This is a genomic window from Catenulispora pinistramenti (assembly GCF_018274385.1).
In the GTDB taxonomy this organism is placed as follows: Bacteria; Actinomycetota; Actinomycetes; order Streptomycetales; family Catenulisporaceae; genus Catenulispora; species Catenulispora pinistramenti.
This window is the reverse complement of record NZ_JAAFYZ010000238.1, coordinates 1-16,335: the sequence shown is the minus strand read 5'-3', so window position 1 is coordinate 16,335 and position 16,335 is coordinate 1. Positions and strand designations below refer to the sequence as shown.

At 69.8% G+C, this 16,335-nt stretch carries 12 protein-coding genes; 8 read left to right on the top strand and 4 right to left on the bottom strand.

The features are described 5' to 3' along the window. The 3 genes from KGQ19_RS40760 to KGQ19_RS40750 form a co-directional block, all read right to left on the bottom strand. Positions 1-648: helix-turn-helix domain-containing protein (locus KGQ19_RS40760; protein WP_212019516.1), on the bottom strand; the 648-nt coding region annotated here is incomplete at its 3' end. Between the two features lies 1 nt (position 649). Then, positions 650-3,781, bottom strand: a complete 3,132-nt coding sequence (locus KGQ19_RS40755; protein WP_212019514.1) for an alpha-mannosidase — start codon at positions 3,779-3,781, stop codon at positions 650-652. A 71-nt stretch (positions 3,782-3,852) separates the two neighbouring features. Further along, a complete protein-coding gene (locus KGQ19_RS40750) occupies positions 3,853-6,165 on the bottom strand; it encodes an alpha-amylase family protein (protein WP_212019512.1) in 2,313 nt (770 codons plus the stop codon). A gap of 340 nt (positions 6,166-6,505) precedes the next feature. Between KGQ19_RS40750 and KGQ19_RS40745 the strand changes: the two genes are divergently transcribed. The 6 genes from KGQ19_RS40745 to KGQ19_RS40720 all read left to right on the top strand — a co-directional run bounded on the left by KGQ19_RS40745 (position 6,506) and on the right by KGQ19_RS40720 (position 12,572). Further along, the gene (locus tag KGQ19_RS40745) at positions 6,506-7,876 is read left to right on the top strand and encodes an ABC transporter substrate-binding protein (protein WP_212019510.1); all 1,371 of its coding nucleotides are present in this window, start codon (positions 6,506-6,508) and stop codon (positions 7,874-7,876) included. A gap of 66 nt (positions 7,877-7,942) precedes the next feature. Then, positions 7,943-8,779: a carbohydrate ABC transporter permease gene (locus KGQ19_RS40740; RefSeq protein ID WP_307856665.1), complete on the top strand. Its 837-nt coding sequence runs from the start codon at positions 7,943-7,945 to the stop codon at positions 8,777-8,779. After that, the gene (locus KGQ19_RS40735) at positions 8,776-9,645 is read left to right on the top strand and encodes a carbohydrate ABC transporter permease (RefSeq protein WP_212019506.1); all 870 of its coding nucleotides are present in this window, start codon (positions 8,776-8,778) and stop codon (positions 9,643-9,645) included. Before KGQ19_RS40740 ends, KGQ19_RS40735 begins: the two co-directional genes overlap by 4 nt. Then, positions 9,642-10,325 (top strand): ThuA domain-containing protein, encoded by a 684-nt coding sequence (locus tag KGQ19_RS40730; RefSeq protein WP_212019504.1) that lies wholly within the window; start codon positions 9,642-9,644, stop codon positions 10,323-10,325. The genes KGQ19_RS40735 and KGQ19_RS40730 overlap by 4 nt, the downstream gene beginning before the upstream one ends. Beyond that, positions 10,310-11,449: a Gfo/Idh/MocA family protein gene (locus tag KGQ19_RS40725; protein WP_212019502.1), complete on the top strand. Its 1,140-nt coding sequence runs from the start codon at positions 10,310-10,312 to the stop codon at positions 11,447-11,449. Before KGQ19_RS40730 ends, KGQ19_RS40725 begins: the two co-directional genes overlap by 16 nt. Positions 11,450-11,567: 118 nt before the next feature. After that, positions 11,568-12,572, top strand: coding sequence for a hydroxyacid dehydrogenase (locus KGQ19_RS40720; protein ID WP_230420215.1), 1,005 nt, complete (start codon positions 11,568-11,570; stop codon positions 12,570-12,572). A gap of 113 nt (positions 12,573-12,685) precedes the next feature. Here the strand turns inward: KGQ19_RS40720 and KGQ19_RS40715 are convergent, their stop codons facing one another. Beyond that, positions 12,686-13,813, bottom strand: coding sequence for an NADP-dependent oxidoreductase (locus KGQ19_RS40715; RefSeq protein WP_212019498.1), 1,128 nt, complete (start codon positions 13,811-13,813; stop codon positions 12,686-12,688). Positions 13,814-13,925: 112 nt separating this feature from the next. Between KGQ19_RS40715 and KGQ19_RS40710 the strand changes: the two genes are divergently transcribed. Together KGQ19_RS40710 and KGQ19_RS40705 are read left to right on the top strand one after the other, a co-directional pair. Then, on the top strand, positions 13,926-14,843 hold the full coding sequence (locus KGQ19_RS40710; RefSeq protein WP_212019496.1) for a LysR family transcriptional regulator: 918 nt from the start codon (positions 13,926-13,928) through the stop codon (positions 14,841-14,843). A 254-nt stretch (positions 14,844-15,097) separates the two neighbouring features. After that, the gene (locus KGQ19_RS40705) at positions 15,098-16,078 is read left to right on the top strand and encodes a helix-turn-helix domain-containing protein (RefSeq protein ID WP_212019495.1); all 981 of its coding nucleotides are present in this window, start codon (positions 15,098-15,100) and stop codon (positions 16,076-16,078) included. Positions 16,079-16,335 lie beyond the last annotated feature (257 nt).

The following is a 16,335-nucleotide window of genomic DNA, read 5'->3' as shown; positions in this document are numbered from 1 at the left end:
GAGGAAAGCGATCCCAGCCCCAGCCCCAGCCCCGGCCCCGGCGGCTTCGCCTTCCGCAGCCGCCGTCGCCTCGGCAAGGGCGTTGCCGACGGCGGCCAGCGCATAGGGATCCACGGCCGGTTCGGCGGCCGCCGGCGGCACCGAGGCCACCGAGCGGCCGGCCAGCACCAGCACCGTGCACCCGGCGTCCAGGTGCAGCCCGACCGGCCACAGGTCGCTCGGCTCCAGCGCCGGCGTCACCGGGATCTGCGGGACGGTCAGCCGGCTGCCGGTCAGGTTCCAGCGGTGCCGGGTCTCGGCGACCACGGTGTGCGAGCAGCCGAGCCGGCGGGCCACCATCCGCGAGGTCCGGGCGTCCGGGGTGGACGTCAGGATGCTGGCCACGATCTCGCCCTCGTCCACCGCCGAGGGCCGGCCGGTGCGGGCCCGGTCCAGCAGCCCGTCGATCCCTTCCACGGCGTACCGCTTGCGCCAGGTGCTCACGGTCTGCCGCGAGACGCCCAGCCGCCGCGCGATGTCGGCGTTGCGCAGCCCCTCGGCGGCCAGCAGCACGATCGACGCGCGCAACGCCTGCTGACCGTCGCCGTCGGCCCACCGGCGCAGCACCGAGTGCCCGTCGGCACCCGGGGCCGCGCCGGCAGAGGGCATCTCAGCCATCCAACGAACCGGGGGTCAGCCGCAGGGTGAGGATCTGGAAGGGACGCAGCGTCAGGTCCAACGCGCCGTTCTCGATCGCCGACGGGGTGTCCGGCCGCTCCAGCAGGTCGGTGACCGTCGCGGTGCGCACCGGGAACCCGAGGCTGACGCGGGCCGAAGCCCGGCCGCCCCGGGACTCGTAGAGGCGGACCACGACGTCGCCGGACTGGTCGTCGGCGAGCTTGACGGCCTCCACGACCACAGCGGAGTTGTCGACCGTGACCAGCGGCCGGGAACCGCTCCCGGCGGAAGCGGCGCGCAGCGGCAGGTTCAGCGCGTGCGCTTCGGCCAGGGCGGCGCGGGTGTCGGCGCCGGGCACGACCGCGTAGGAGAAGCGGTGCTGTCCGAGGTCGGCCGTCGGATCCGGGGAGTCCGGGCCGCGCAGCAGCGTCAGCCGCACGGTCGTCGTGGTCCCGCCCTCGGGCCGCGTCTGCCGGGTGGCGTCGTAGCCGTAGGTCGAGTCGGTGACCAGCGCCGTGCCCCAGCCGTGCTCACCGACGTGGATCCAGCGGTGCGCGTAGACCTCGAAGCGGGCCGCGTCCCACGAGGTGTTCTCGTGGGTCGGGCGGGTGACGTGGCCGAACTGGATCTCGGCGTTGGTGTTCTCGGCGTGCACGTCCAGCTCCCACGCGGACTTCAGCACCGTGTCCCGCTCGCGCCAGTCGATGTCGGTGACGACGTCCAGGCGGTGCGAACCGGCCGCCAGGCGCAGGTCCTGCGTGAGATGCGACTGGCCGAAGGACCGCTCGACGCGGACGGTCGCCACCAGCGGGCCCTCATCGATGAGGCTCAGCGTTGCGCCGCCGACGAGATCTGTACGGACATTGCGATAGTGGCGCTCCAGGTTCCACGCGGGCCACAGGTTGGGCTGATCGCGGTGCAGCTGGAGGAGATTGCCGGCGCCGCCCGGGGCGATCGCGTCGCGGCCCAGGGCGAGGTCTCGGACGGAGCGCAGGAGGCCGTCGGAGTCGATGCGCGCCTCGATCAGGCCATTGGTCAACCGGTATCCGCCATCGGAGGCGGTGACGACGACCGGTGCGAGCCCGCCAAGCTCGGAAAGCAGACCACTGATACCCAGTGCGGGAACCTCGGCGAGCGCCGCGACCCGGCCATCGGCCAGAACCTGCATAGTCGCGCCGTCAGAGGATTCGGACGGCAGCAAGACCACTTCGTGGCGGTCGTGCGCCGCCGCGTTGAGCACAGTTGTTGTGTTGCCGTCAGCGTTCCCGGCCAGCGCCGCGGCAGCCTCAGCGATCACCGCCTCCAACCGCTCGTGGATCCGCCCGTAAACCGCCTCGGCCTCCCGGTGCACCCAAGCGATCGAGGTCCCCGGCAGAATGTCATGGAACTGATGCAGCAGCACCTGCTGCCACAGATCGTCCAGCTCCTCGTGCGGATAAGCCGCCCCGGCCCGCACCGCGGCGGTGGCCGACCACAGCTCGGCCTCCCGCAGCAGCGCCTCCGAGCGCCGGTTGCCGCGCTTGGTCCGGGCCTGGCTGGTGTACACGCCGCGGTGGTACTCCAGGTACAGCTCGCCGCGCCAGACCGGCAGGTTCGGGTACTCGGCGCGCGCCTCGGCGAAGAACTCCGACGGGTTCTGGACCTCCACCCGCGGCGAGCCTTCCAGGTCGCGCAGGCGGCGGGCCTTCTCCAGCATCTCGCGGGTGGGGCCGCCGCCGCCGTCGCCGTGGCCGAAGGGGGCCAGGGACACTGTGGCGGTGCCCTTGTCGCGGAAGTTGGACTGCGCGTGGGCCAGCTGGCGGCCGGTGAATTCGGCGTTGTAGCTGTCGATCGGCGGGAAGTGGGTCAGGATCCTGGTTCCGTCGATGCCCTCCCAGGCGAAGGTGTGGTGCGGCAGTTCGTTGGTCTCGCTCCAGTGCAGCTTCTGCGACAGGAACCACTCGGCGCCGGCCAGCCGGGCCAGCTGCGGGTAGGCGGCCGTGTAGCCGAAGGAGTCCGGGAGCCAGACGCCGTCCTGCTCGATGCCGAACTCCTCCTTGAAGAAGCGGCGGCCGTAGACCAGCTGGCGGGCCAGTGCCTCGCCGCCGGGCATGTTGCCGTCGGCCTCCACCCACATGCCGCCGACCGGGACGAAGGTGCCCTCGCCGACCGCCTTGCGGATTCGCTCGAACAGTTCGGGCCGGGACTTCTTGACCCAGGCGTACTGCTGCGCCGAGGAGCAGGCGAAGACCAGCTCCGGGTACTCCTCGGCGAGCGAGAGCACGTTGCTGAAGGTGCGGACGCACTTGCGCATCGTCTCGCGCTGCGGCCACAGCCATGCCGAGTCGATGTGCGCGTGGCCGACTCCGGCGATCTTGTGCGCCGAGGCGTGCGCCGGCCGGGACAGGACCTCGGTGAGCTCGGCGCGCGCCGCGCCCGCCGTGCCGGCCACGTCGCGCGGGTCGGTGGCGTCCGCGGCCCGGGCCAGCGCGCGCATGATCTCGTGTCGGCGCGGACCTTCCAGCGGCAGCTCGCGCATCAGCTGGTCCAGCACCTCCACGTCGTGGATCAGGTGCCAGACCTCGTCGTCGCGGACCGCGAGGTCGGCGCAGACCAGCCGGTACAGCGGGTCCTCGCCGGCCGTGGCGCGGTCGCCGAAGTGGGTGTTGCGGCCGTGCGCGCTCTCGATGCCGGGGTTGGCGGCGGCCTCGACCAGAAACTCAACGGCGGCACCGGCTTCAGCCCTGGTGCTGACCAACACGTCGCGGTTCATCGGGTGCAGGCCGTGCAGGGCTCGGCCGTCCGGGGTGTGGACCAGGCCCTCGGCCTGGCCGCCGGGGCCGCGGTTCGGGTCGAAGCCGAGGTCGAACACGGCCTCCACGCGCCGCCCGGCCCATTCGGCCGGGACGGTGCCGGTGAACCGGAACCAGGTGGTGGACCAGGGACCGCCCCAGGTCTCGCCGATCGCGAACGGCCGGTATTCGGCCGGCGGCACGGCGAGGGCCTCGGCCACCGGTACGGGTTCGCCGGGGACCTGCCAGGCGCTGACGGTCAGCGCGGTGCGCTCGGGGTGGAGAGCGGGATGGAGAACGTGGCTCAGATACCGCGTGATGCGGTCCTCTACCAGTTTGCGGTCGTCGTGCACGTTGGGGCGGTCCCTTCGAAACAGTGGAGCTTCAGTGCTTGAGGTGCTTCAAGTCCGTCTGGTGCCGTGGGTCAGCCGGTGGTGGACAGAGTCACGCTGCTGACATACAGCGGCTTGGTCGGATCGGAGACGGCCAGCCGGAGGTCGGCTGACAGGTTCTGGAGTTCGGCGAACTGCGCGTTGGTCAGCGTGACGGTCGCGGTCTGCCAGCTGCCGGTCCCGCTGCCGGCCACCGTCGGGCCGCCGAAGTACGGGGCGCCGGGGGAGTCGTACTGCACCTGGAATCCCTGTCCGGCGACCGACCAGTAGGTGACCTTCGCGGTCACCGTCGAGGCCTTGGCCACCGCGCTGGACGGGTCGAGCTGCAGGTAGATGTTGGCCGGGGTGACTCCGCTCTGCGCGCTGGTCCAGGTCTGGTAAGCGGTCTGGCCGTCCTGGGTCACCTGGGTCAGGTTGCCGTCGGCGCCCTGGCCGGTGGCGCCGACCGACAGGAAGATCAGGCCGCCGCCGCTCTGGCCGGCGGTGCCGGTGATCGACGTCGCGCCGCCGCCGGCGGCCGGGCACGTCGCCGGGACCGGGGTGCCGGCCGGGGCCGCGCCGGGCAGAATCGACCACTGGTCGAGCTGGGCCGACTGCATGGTGACCGGCACGCACACGCTGCCGTCGGAGAGCGCCTTCTGCGCCGGGACCTGCCCGGTGAGCGCGTCCACGATGTGATAGCTGCCCTTGACCAGGTTCAGGCCGTTCGGGTGCAGCGTGACCGAGCCGGTGTACCCGAAGTTCGAGTTCACCTCGCCGAGGGTGATCGCGGCGCTGCGGTGGTCGAAGGCGGTGGCCGGGACCACCTGCAACGCGTGCTGGCTGGTCAGGTCAGCGTAGGCCGGGGCGTACTGGGGGAGCTGGGATCCGTTGCTGAGCACCGTTCCGCCGGCCTTCTGGTAGGCGGCGACGTTGGCATCCGAGCCGTTCATCGGCAGCACCGCGCGGTAGTGCGACAGGCTGTCGGCGTGGTTCGCGAGCTCCTCGCTGGTGACCACGGCGAAGCCGGCCTGGTAGCCGTCCCACAGCGCGGTGATGTCGTTTTCGACGTTGTTCAGACTGCCGCCGTTGTCGTTGCCGCGGGCCTGCGAGTAGTCGACGTAGACGGCGACCGGCTGCGTCGGGTAGGAGCCGGAGATCTTCTGCAATACCGGCAGCCAGGAAGTGTAGATCGGGTAGCCGATGACGTCCTTGTCGGTGCCGTCGTGGATGAAGAAGTCCTCGCCGCCGCCGGTCGGCAGCGTCATCGCGTAGGAGGACAGCCAGTCCGCCGCCTCGGCGGGGATCTGGTCGTCGGTGCCGAACACCGTCCACTCCTGGGCGACCGGGACGTGGTAGGCGCGGCCCAGGCTGCCGAACAGCAGGCTCAGGCCCGCGGAGTTGGCGGCGTCCTCGACGACGGTGGCGTGGTACTTGCGGGCCAGCTCGAAGAAGATGTCGGGCAGGTTGCCCAGCTGCGGGGCGTTGGAGATGTGCCCGCCGAAGTAGTAGAACAGCGGCCCGTCGCTGACCTTGCGGACGGCTGCGGTGAGCCGGTCGTAGGTGTCCTGCACGCTCCACTGTCGGAAGGCCTGGTACACGCTGTCCAGCGGGGCACCGGGGAGTGCGGCCGGTACCTGGCTGAAGGACGTGTAGGCGGTCTTGTACTTGGTGTTGAAGGCGTTGATGGTCTTGTAGGTGGCCGGCAGCCAGTGGGTCTGGAAGTAGGCGATGTCCGCCGGCGCCCAGCCGCCTTCGCCGGGGCTGTCCAGCCACTGCGCGTCCAGGTGGCCGTAGTCCATGAACGAGCCGCCGTAGCCGGGGCTGTGCGTGATGTGCGCGACGGTCTGGGTGACGTAGGTGAAGTAGTCGTTCTGCTCGGTCTGGTCCCACCACGCCAGCGCGACACCGGTGGCCCCGGTGCTGGTCACCTCGTGGTCGGTCTCGAAGGTCGCGGGGCTGCCGCGCCAGCCGGACTGCCAGAAGATCGGCACCAGCTCGACGCCGGCGGCCGTGGCGTTGGCCAACTCCTGGTCCAGTTCGGAGAAGTCGAAGGTGCCGCGCGCCGGCTCCAGCTTCGACCACGGCATGTTCAGCTCGGCGCGGTCGATGCCCTTGGCCTTGATGGCCGCGAAGTCCGCCGTCGACCACGGCGTGCCGTTGTTGTCGAACTGGAACTGGCTGGCCCAGTAGTCCGAAGCGCCGCCGTGGCGGGCGTCGGCGGACTGGACGGCCGGGGCCGGGGCGGCGTGGGCTGCCGCCGGGCGTGCTGGTGCGGGGCTGGCGGTCGCGTACTGCGTGAGGACCGCACTCGCAGCCAGGCCGCATATGAGTGGGACCGCTCCGCGTCGAACCGTGCGCAGCATCAGTTCCCCCTTCAGGGGTTCTCGGATGGCCGGTGGGTTGTTTCCTCCAGGACACGCGCCGTCGGCGACGTGAAGGGTATGTAACTCCAAGAGTGTTAGTCCGACAAGCCTTCTCATCACCCCAGTACCTTGGACCGCTCTGATCTGCGGTTATGACACTTGAAGATCACCGCTTTAACGGTTCAGCTTGTCAGAGAAGTCTTTTGACGCCGCCAAGCCTTGACCGGGCCGCTGATCGGATCCGATACTTCGGGGCACCTCCAGGACTTCGCCACACCGCCGTGAAACGCGGTGCCCGCCCGTCGGCTGTGACCTCCCAACTCTTCTCCGAGGAGCCGTCATGGCCAGATCAATGTATTTGCAATCCAGGCGATCCCGCCGCGCCCTCGCGGTGGTCGCCGCGCTGCCGCTCGCCGCCGGCTTGGCCGCCTGCGGCAGCAGCGGCGGCAGTGGTTCCGGATCGTCCCAAACGCTCACCATCGCGATGTGGACGAACCCGGCCGCCGTCAGCCAGACCGAGAAGGTGAACGCCGAGTTCGAGAAGCAGCACCCGGGCGTCAAGGTCAAGATGCAGACCGCGCCGACCGCCGGAAACGCGTGGCCGACGCTGTGGCAGAGCCTGGTGTCCGCCAAGAGCGTGGACGTGCTGGCCCAGTTCCCGCCGACCCCGCACGCCTACCCGCCGGCCTCGACCGGCATCATCCCGCAGGGCACCCCGGCGCTGGTCCAGTCCGGGCAGTTCGTGGACCTGTCGAACCAGCCGTTCATGAAGCGGTTCGATCCGGCCGCGCAGAAGTACGCCATGGGCTACAACAACGGTATCTACGGCGTGATGACGGCCGAGTACGTGAACAACTCGGGCATGTTCTACAAGAAGGACCTGCTGGCCAAGTACGGCCTGTCGGTCCCCACCACGTACGGCCAGTTCATCAGCGAGATGGACACCCTGAAGTCGAAGGGCGTCACGCCGCTGTACGTGGCCGGCAAGGACGGCTACCAGAGCATCCCGTGGTTCGGCATCATGAACCAGCTGCTGATGCAGGACAAGCCCAGTGCCGACGCCCCAGCGCTGTGGGAGAAGCGAGCGGAGGACTTCTGGAGCGGCGCGCAGAGCTGGACCGACCCGGTCTACGCCGACACCGCCCAGCGCTACGAGAAGATCCTGACCTACATGGAGCCGAACGCCGCGGGTGTGCCCGCGCAGTCGGCGCCGGGCGTCTGGGCCGCCAAGGCCAACGACTTCCCGTTCTTCTTCGACGGTTCCTATGACGGCAACACCATCGCCCAGGACAACCCGAGCCTGAACTTCGGGTTCATGGCGATGCCGGGTGCCGACGACGCCAGCTGGAACCGCGCCGCGCTCGCCCCGGACCTGTCCTGGGTGGTCCCGACGTGGTCCAAGCACCAGACGCTGGCGATGCAATGGCTCGATCTGTTCACCCAGCCGGACAACTACGCGGCCTGGCTGAAGGCCACCGGATCGATCTCCACCGAACCGTCGGTGCCGACTCCCACGCTGCCCTGGACGGACTGGCTGGCCGCGCACGCCTCGGAGGGCTACCCGAACCTCGAGCAGCCCTGGACGTCCACCAAGTTCCCCACGGTCGCCGGTGACATCGACCGGACCAAGATGCAGCCGTTCGGTTCCCAGTCCCCGGCTTCGGCACTCAAGCAAGCAGCGGACGCTTACAAGTCGGCAGCGGGGCACTGACCTGTGAGCACCATCCCCTTTGGCACAAGGCGGACACGGCGGTGGCTGCCCTGGGCGTCCATCGCCGTGCCCACGATCGGCTGGCTGGTCTTCGGCCTGTTCCCGTCGGTGTCGACCGTCTTCTTCTCGTTCACCGAATACTCCGGCTTCCCAGGCACCCCGCTGCACTTCTGCGGGATGTGCAACTACAGCAACGCCTTCAACAGCTCGTGGTCGGACTTCTCCAGCTCCGTGGTGGTGACGCTGAAGTACGTCGCCGGGGTCACGATCCTGCAGATCGCGATCGGGCTCGGGCTGGCGCTGCTGTTGCGGCACCGGCGCAAGGGATTCGGGCTCTACCGGGCCCTGATCTTCATGCCGCAGGTGTTCTCGGTGACCATCGTCGGCGTGCTGTTCTCGCTGGTCTTCGACCCGCAGAACGGACCGGCCGAGCCGATGTACCACGGCCTGTTCGGCTCGACCAGCGCCTTCCTGGGCGATCAGAACTGGGCCCTGTGGCTGGTCATCATGATCAACGTCTGGATGTTCAGCGGCTACACCATGCTGGTCTACATCGCGGCGCTGCGGCGGATCCCGCCGGAGCTGTACGAGGCCGCCTCGCTGGACGGCGCCGGCCGGTTCCGGACCTTCCGGCACATCACCTGGCCGTTGCTGGCGAACGCCACCACGGTGAACGTCTTCCTGACGGCGATGGGGTGTGTCGGTGAGTTCGCGCTCATCAGGGTACTGACGGACGGCCACTACGGCACCAAGACGCTCGGCATGTACATGTTCGACACGGCGTTCGGGGTGAACCCGTCCCTGGGCTACGGCTCGATGCTGGCCGTGGCGCAGTTCCTCATCACGCTGGTGATCGGCAGCGCGCTGCTGTTCTTCCTGCGCCGCAGGGAGGTGACGTTGTGAGTCTGCGGTTGAAGGAGATCGCCCGCACCGGCGGGCTGCAGCTGGTCTGCATCGTCATCTCAGTGGGCTTCTTCGCGCTCCCCCTGATCTACCTGGCGCTCCAGGCGTTCAAGACGAACAACGAGTTCCTGAACAACCCGACCGGGCTGCCGCATCCGTGGACGTTCTCCAACTTCAGCGACGCCTGGAGCGAGGGCGACTTCTCCAACGAGATGGTCAACAGCCTGCTGTACGCGATCATCCCGGACATCATCACCCTGATTCTCGGCGTGTTCCTGGCGTTCCCGATCTCCCGTGGCTGGTTCAGGCACTCCAACGTGCTGTACGGGTTCTTCGTGTTCTCCGGGTTCCTGCCCGCCGGGCTGATCCCGCTGTTCATCGAGGCGCAGAAGATCGGCACGTACAACAGCCGGATCGGCTACCTGATCATGACCTCGCTGACCGGCGCCGGATTCTTCTTCTTCGTCGGCTACATCAAGACCATCCCGCGCGAGATGGACGAGGCGGCGGCGCTGGACGGCTGCGGATACATCCGCTACATCTTCACGATGATCGTCCCGCAGATGAAGCCGGCGCTGGCCACTTTCGGCATCTTCGGCTTCGTCGCCGGCTGGAACAACCTGATCCTGCCCCTCGTCATGCTCAACGACCAGAGCCTGTGGCCGGTCACCCGCGGCCTGTTCTCGTTCTTCGGTCAGTATTCCTCGCAGTGGCCGCTGGTCGCGGCCGCGACGATCATCGTGGCTCTGCCCATCCTGGTGGTCTTCGCGATTCTGCAACGGAACCTGGTCGAAGGCGTGGCGGGCGGCGCGGCGGCCGGCAGCGGGGGCGTAGCAGTGGCACAACCTGTGGAGAACAACGAATGACAGTACAGACACATCAGGGTTCGACGACAAAGCACGCTCTGGTCGTCCGCGGCGGCTGGGACGGTCACGTCCCGGTCCCGGCGAGCGACCGGTACGCCGCCGCTCTCAAGGAGGACGGCTACGACGTCACGGTCTCCGACACCCTGGACAGCTACCTCGACGCCGACCTGCTGGCCGGCACCGACCTCGTCGTCCAGTGCTGGACGATGGGCCAGATCACCGGCGACCAGGTCACCGGCCTGGTCGCGGCGGTGCGCGCCGGAACCGGCTTCGCCGGCTGGCACGGCGGCGTCGTCGACGCCTTCCGCACCGAGACCCGCTACCAGCTGATGACCGGCGGCCAGTTCGTCCACCACCCGCGCGAGTTCACCACCTACCAGGTGCGCGCGACGGCCGGACGCGCCGACCACCCGATCATGGCCGGCATAGAGCCGTTCACCGTCACCACCGAGCAGTACTACCTGCACATGGACCCGGCGGTCGACGTCCTCGCGGTCACCGACTACGCCGAGGACCCCGACAACCCGGAACTGGCCGGCGCCGTCATGCCGGTCACCTGGACCCGGCAGTGGGGAGCCGGCCGGGTCTTCGTCACCGCGGTCGGCCACCGGATGGCCGACCTGGAAGTACCCGAGGTGGACACGATGATCAGGAGGGGTCTGACATGGGCGACCCGGTGACCGGCGGCTCCGAGCCCGACCAGGACCGCCCGGTCCTGCGCGTCGGTGTGGTGGGCGCGGGCAACATCAGCGGGCAGTACTTCCAGGCCGTCCCGCGGCTGACGAACCTGCGGATCACCGCGATCGCCGACCTGGACGCCGACCGCGCGGCTGCCGCGGCGGCCGACGTCCCCGGCGCGCGCATCGCCAAACCGGAGGAGCTTTACACGGCCGACGACGTCGACCTCGTTCTGAACCTCACCATCCCGGCTGCGCACGCCGAGGTCGCGCACGCCGCGATCGCCGCCGGTAAGCACGTCTACGGCGAGAAGCCGCTGGCGGCCACCACCGCCGAGGCGCGGGCGGTGTTGGCGGCGGCCGAGAACGCGGGCGTGCGCGTGGGCTGCGCTCCTGACACCGTGCTCGGCACCGGGATCCAGACGGCGCGCGCCGCGCTGGACGCCGGCGACATCGGGGTGCCGGTGGCCGCGACCGCGTTCATGGTCACCCCGGGCCACGAACGCTGGCACCCGGCGCCGGAGTTCTACTACCGCCCCGGCGGCGGCCCGCTGCTGGACATGGGGCCGTACTACCTCACGGCCCTGGTCACGTTGCTCGGCCCGGTGAAGCGCGTGGTGGGGATGAGCTCCACCGCCCAGCAGACCCGGACCATCGGCAGCGGACCGCGGGCCGGGACGGTGTTCCCGGTGGAGGTGGAGACGCACGTCACCGGGGTGCTGGAGCACGCGAACGGTGCGTTGTCCACGCTGGTGATGAGCTTCGAGGTGTGGGCCGGCAACCTGCCGCGGATCGAGGTGTACGGCTCCCGGGGCTCGTTGGGGGTGCCGGATCCCAACGGCTTCGACGGCGAGGTGCGGATCTTCCGCGCCGAGGCGAAGGAGTGGGAGCCGGTTCCCGAACTCGGCGGGTATCGGAACGCCTCGCGCGGGTACGGGGTCTCGGACCTGGCCCGGGCGTTCGCCGAGGGGCGGCCGCATCGGGCCGACGGCGAGCTCGCGTTCCATGTGCTCGACGTCATGGAATCGCTGCTCGCCGCCGCGAAGAGCGGGGAGTCGGTGACCATCGGCAGTACGTGTGAACGGCCTGAGGCGGTGCCCGCGGCCGCCAGGCCTGAGGAGCAGTAGCCAGATCGCCGCTTGTCGGCACCCTGCTTTCACCCACCTGTGGTCGATGGCAGGGTGCCTTGCGGCGAGTTTCCTTCGTTGTCGGCACTTCCCTGGAGCCAGAACCTTGACCGCCCGAATGACTGCACTGTTCGCGATGACCCCCGAGAACCTGCCCCGGTTGTTCCCACACCGGGTCACCGACCGGCTGCGCGAATCGGTCGACATCGACGCCTGCCTGGTCGTGGACGACTTCCGGCAGCCGGACGCGGCGCGGGCGCTGGCCGCGACCGAGGTGCTGATCACCAGTTGGGGCAGCCCGCTGATCGATCAGCGCGTTCTGGACGCCGCGCCGAGGTTGCGGGCCGTCCTGCATGCGGCCGGCACTGTGCGGGGCTACGTGACCGAGCCGGTCTGGGAGCGCGGGCTTCTGGTGTCGTCGATGGCGCAGGCCAACGCGATCCCGGTCGCCGAGTACACGCTGGCTGCGATCCTTTTGGCCGGTAAGAACGCATTTGTGTCGCGGGATGTGTTCACCGGCCTGCGTGGCGCCCCCGATCCCGAGCGGGAGCGGAGGCGGGAGACGTTGGGCAACCACCATCGGCGGGTCGGCGTCATCGGGGCCTCGCGGGTGGGGCGGCGGTTGCTGGAACTGTTGCGGCCGCTGGATTTCGAGGTCTTTCTGAGCGATCCGTATGTCGGGCCGAGTGAGGCCACTGAGCTCGGGGCCGTGCTGTTGTCGCTGGACGATCTGCTGCGCAGCAGCGACATCGTGACGCTGCACGCCCCGGATCTGCCGCAGACGCGCGGGATGCTGGATCGACGCCGGCTCGCGCTGATCCCCGACGGGGCCACGCTGATCAACACCTCGCGCGGGGCGCTGATCGAGGCCGAGGCGCTGACCGAGGAGCTGGTGTCGGGGCGGATCAGCGCGGTGCTCGACGTCACCGATCCCGAGCCGCTGCCTTCGGATTCGCCGCTGTACCGACTTCCGAACGTGTTCCTCACGCCGCACATCGCCGGCTCCATCGGGAACGAGCTGTCGCGGATCGGCGAGGCGGTCGTGGACGAGGTCGAGCGCCTGGTGAGCGGGCGGCCGTTGCTGCACCAGGTGCTCTTGTCGGATCTGGATCGCGTCGCCTGAGGCGTGGCGGGCTCGGCTGTTCTGAGGCTCAGTCTCGCCGGCCTCAGCCGTCCTGGCCTCAGCCGTCCTGGCTTCAGCCGTCCTGGCTTCAGCCGTCGTGGCTTCAGCCGTCCTCAGTCGTCCTCCAGGGTGACGACCATCTTTCCGGTGTTACCGCCGTCGAGCATCGACAGGAAGGCGTCGACCGTGTGGGCGAAGCCGTGCACGACGGTCTCGTCGACCGGCACCGCGCCGGAGACGATGTGCGGGATGAGGAAGTCCTCGAACTCCTCGCGCGCGTCGAGGTGGTCACGGACCAGGAAACCCTCCAGCCGCAGCGCGTTGCCGACGATGTCGTAGAGGTTGGCCGGCGCGGCGGGCGGGTTGTCGAGGTCGTTGTACTGCGCGACCGCGCCGCACCAGGCGATGCGCCCGTGGTGTCGCAGGACACTGATGGCTGCTTCCAGGTGGGTGCCGCCGACGTTGTCGAAGTAGACGTCGATGCCGTCCGGCGCGGCCGCACCGAGCTGGTCCGCGAGCGGCGTCGCGGCGCGGTAGTCGATCGCGGCGTCGAACCCGACGTGCTCGACCAGATGCTTCGCCTTGGCCGCGGACCCGGTGCTCCCGATGAGCCGCCGCGCACCCATCACCCGCGCGATGCGGGCGGCCGCTGTCCCCACCCCACCGGCCGCCGCCGAGATGAACAGATCCTCGCCGGGCTGGAGCTTCGCGATGCGCTTGAGCCCGACGTACGCGGTCAGGCCGGTCCCGCCCAGGATGCCGAGGTACGCGGTGAGCGGGACGCCCTCGGTGGTCGGCAGCACGCGCAGATCGGCCTTGGTGACCACGGCGTGGGTGGCCCAACTGTGGCGGTGGAAGACGATGGTGCCCTCCGCGATCTCGGCATCCCGCGAGGCGAGGACCCGACCCAGCGCGCGCCCCTCGAGCCCGAAGCCCTTTTCCCATTCGCGCCAGTGCATCGCCTCGCGCATGTAGGGATCGACGGACAGCGCGAGGTTGTGGACGAGAATCTCGCCCGGCGCGAGCTCGGGGATCGGGCCGGAGACGAACTGGAAGTCGTCCGGGGTGACGCGGCCTTCGGGGCGGCGGGCTTGGCGGATGGCTTGGTAGGTCGCGGGGGTGTTACTGACTGCGGTGCGGTTGGCATTGGCATTGGCATTGGCATCGGCGGCGGCGCCGGTCTTGGTACCGGCTGTGGTCGCGGCGGACTTTTCAGTGCCGGCGGTCGGGCTCGTGTTCATGCTCATGATCGTAAAGAGCGCCACTGGTCGGAAGTAGATCGCGGCCTTTCTGGATACCCGCGTTCCATGAACGCGCTTCATGATCCGGCCGCCGCGGCCTAGAGTGATCGGCATGACCGATCTCGCCCCTTCGGAGCTGCGCCTGCTCGTCGCTGTGGCGCGTACCGGGAGCTTCACCGCCGCCGCCGAGGCTACCGGCACCAGCCAGTCCGCGGTGTCGCACGCGGTGCGGACTGTGGAGCGCAAGGTCGGTGCCGTGCTGTTCGAGCGCGGGCGCACCGGCGCGCGGCCGACGGCGGCGGGGGAGCGGGCCGTGGTGCGGGCGCGGCAGGTGCTGCGGCAGTTGGAGTTGCTGGGGGCTGAGGCGCGTGGGGCTGAGCGGGGCACGGTCTCCGGCACGCTGCGCGTCGCGGCGTTCCGGAGTGCGGCGGCGGTGTTGTTGCCGCCCGCGCTGAAGGGGCTCGCGGCGCAGTATCCGGGGGTGGAGCCGCGTGTGTTGGTGGTGCCGGAGTTGGGGGCCGGGACTGTCGGCGAGGTGGAGGAGGGGCGCGCGGATCTGGCGATCGCCACGTTGGATGACGACGCGCCGACGCCGGACGGCATGGTGGTCGGCGAGCTGCTGCGGGAGCCCTACGTGCTGGCCTACCCGTCCGTGCACAAGGAGCCCCGCGGCCTGCCGGCGATTGACTGGCCGGAGAACTGTTCCTCGTACATGCGTGATTGGTGGCGGCGTCAGGACTTCTTGCCGAAGGCGACGCTGGAGGTCGCCGACGACGGCGTGGTGTTGTCGATGATCGCGCAGGGCGTCGGGATGGCGGTCCTGCCCCGGCTGACGGTCACCGGCCCCGTCCCCGGCGTGACGGTCACCAGCCTCGGCCCCGACGGACCGACCCGCCGCATCGTCAGCGTCGCCACCCGCGCCGACGCGAAGGCGGCCGCGCCGCTTGAGCTGGTGCGGCTGCTGCGCGGCGTAGCGCGGGAGATGCTGGCCGCAGCGGTGCCGGCTGACGGCCACCGGACGCCTGCCTGACAGGCGCTCGGGCAGCGCGGGCACGGTTCGGCCGGGTGCCGCCCCACGCCACCCGGCCGTCCCCCCCAATCAGGGCCTTGTCGGTCCTGAGAGGTGATGTTTCCAGCACCCAACGTGCCCGGGGAAGGGGCGGCCGTTGGCACGAACGTGCCATGGCACGATCGGGTCACGTATCCTCACGCGCGGCGGGATACCGGGCGGTGCGGAGCGGCGCGGTGCCCGGCGGCGGGATACCTATCGGAACTGGGAGTCGGATGCTGCAAGGACTGGGCCTCGACGCGGCGTCGGAACAGGTCTACCGGGCGCTCCTGGCGGAGCCGGCGCTCGAATACGCAGCCCTGGCCGAGTCCTCGGGCCTCACCCAGGCCCAGATCGGCGCGGCCCTGGACCGACTCGCCGACCTGGCCCTGCTACGCAAGTCCCGGCAGAACCCGGACCGGTGGCATCCGGTCAGTCTGGAACGCGGCGTCGCGGCGCTGCTACGGCGCCAGGAAGCCGAACTCGCGGCCCGCCGCGAGGCCCTGCTCGCGGGCCAGGCGGCCGCGGTGGCGTTCAACGAGTCGGTAACACGGCGCCGATCGCAGATGCCCGGCGGCGTGGAGCAGATCACCGCACTGGACGACATCCAGACGCTGATGGAGTCGCTGCTCTACGCCGCGGACAACGAAGTCTGCTCGATCGTCCCGAACGTGATGCCCGCGGAGGCGTTGCAGGCCTCCCGCCCACTCGACGAGGACCTCACCGCGCGCGGCGTCCGACTGCGGATCGTGTGCCACGAAGCCATCCGCTCCAACGCGACCGCGCTGGCCTACGAACGCGCGATGCTCGCCCTCGGCGCCCAGGTCCGCACCGCCGCAGCGGTGCCGATACGGCTGCTGATCGTGGACCGCACCAGCGCCGTGGTGCCCTTCGACCCGGAGTCCCGGGAAACCGGCGCGATCCTGACCACCGTACCCGGCATGGTCAGGGCGTTGTGCGAACTCTTCGACCGGCTGTGGGACGGCGCCGCCCCATTGGAGCCCACGCCGCCCTCCGACGCGGCCACCGGTTTGACCGACTCCGAAGCCGAGCTGCTGAAGCTCCTGTCCGGCGGACTGACCGACGAGGCCGCGGCCAAGCGCTTGGGTGTCTCGGTCCGGACGGTGAAGCGCCGCATGGAGGATCTGATGCGCCGCCTCGAAGCCGGTTCGCGATTCGAGGCCGGGGCGCGTGCGGCCAAGCGTGGCTGGTTGTAGGCGCTGATCTGGTGGGCGCCGATGGGCGGTGCCGTGTCAGGCAACTCTTGCCCGGTAGTTCGTGACGCGCCGGTCGCCGGGCGGGATCCGGTCCCGGGCGGCGGTGCTGCGGGCCGGGTTGCGGTTGGTCTGTGGGTTTTAAATGCTTTTTACGGCCTTCGGTCATAGTTGTGCCGGTTCGGGGTTCGGGTCGGCGGGTGTGTTTGTCGGCTGCCGGTTTACGTGTTCACAACCCCGCCGCAACTCAGGCCTCTTCA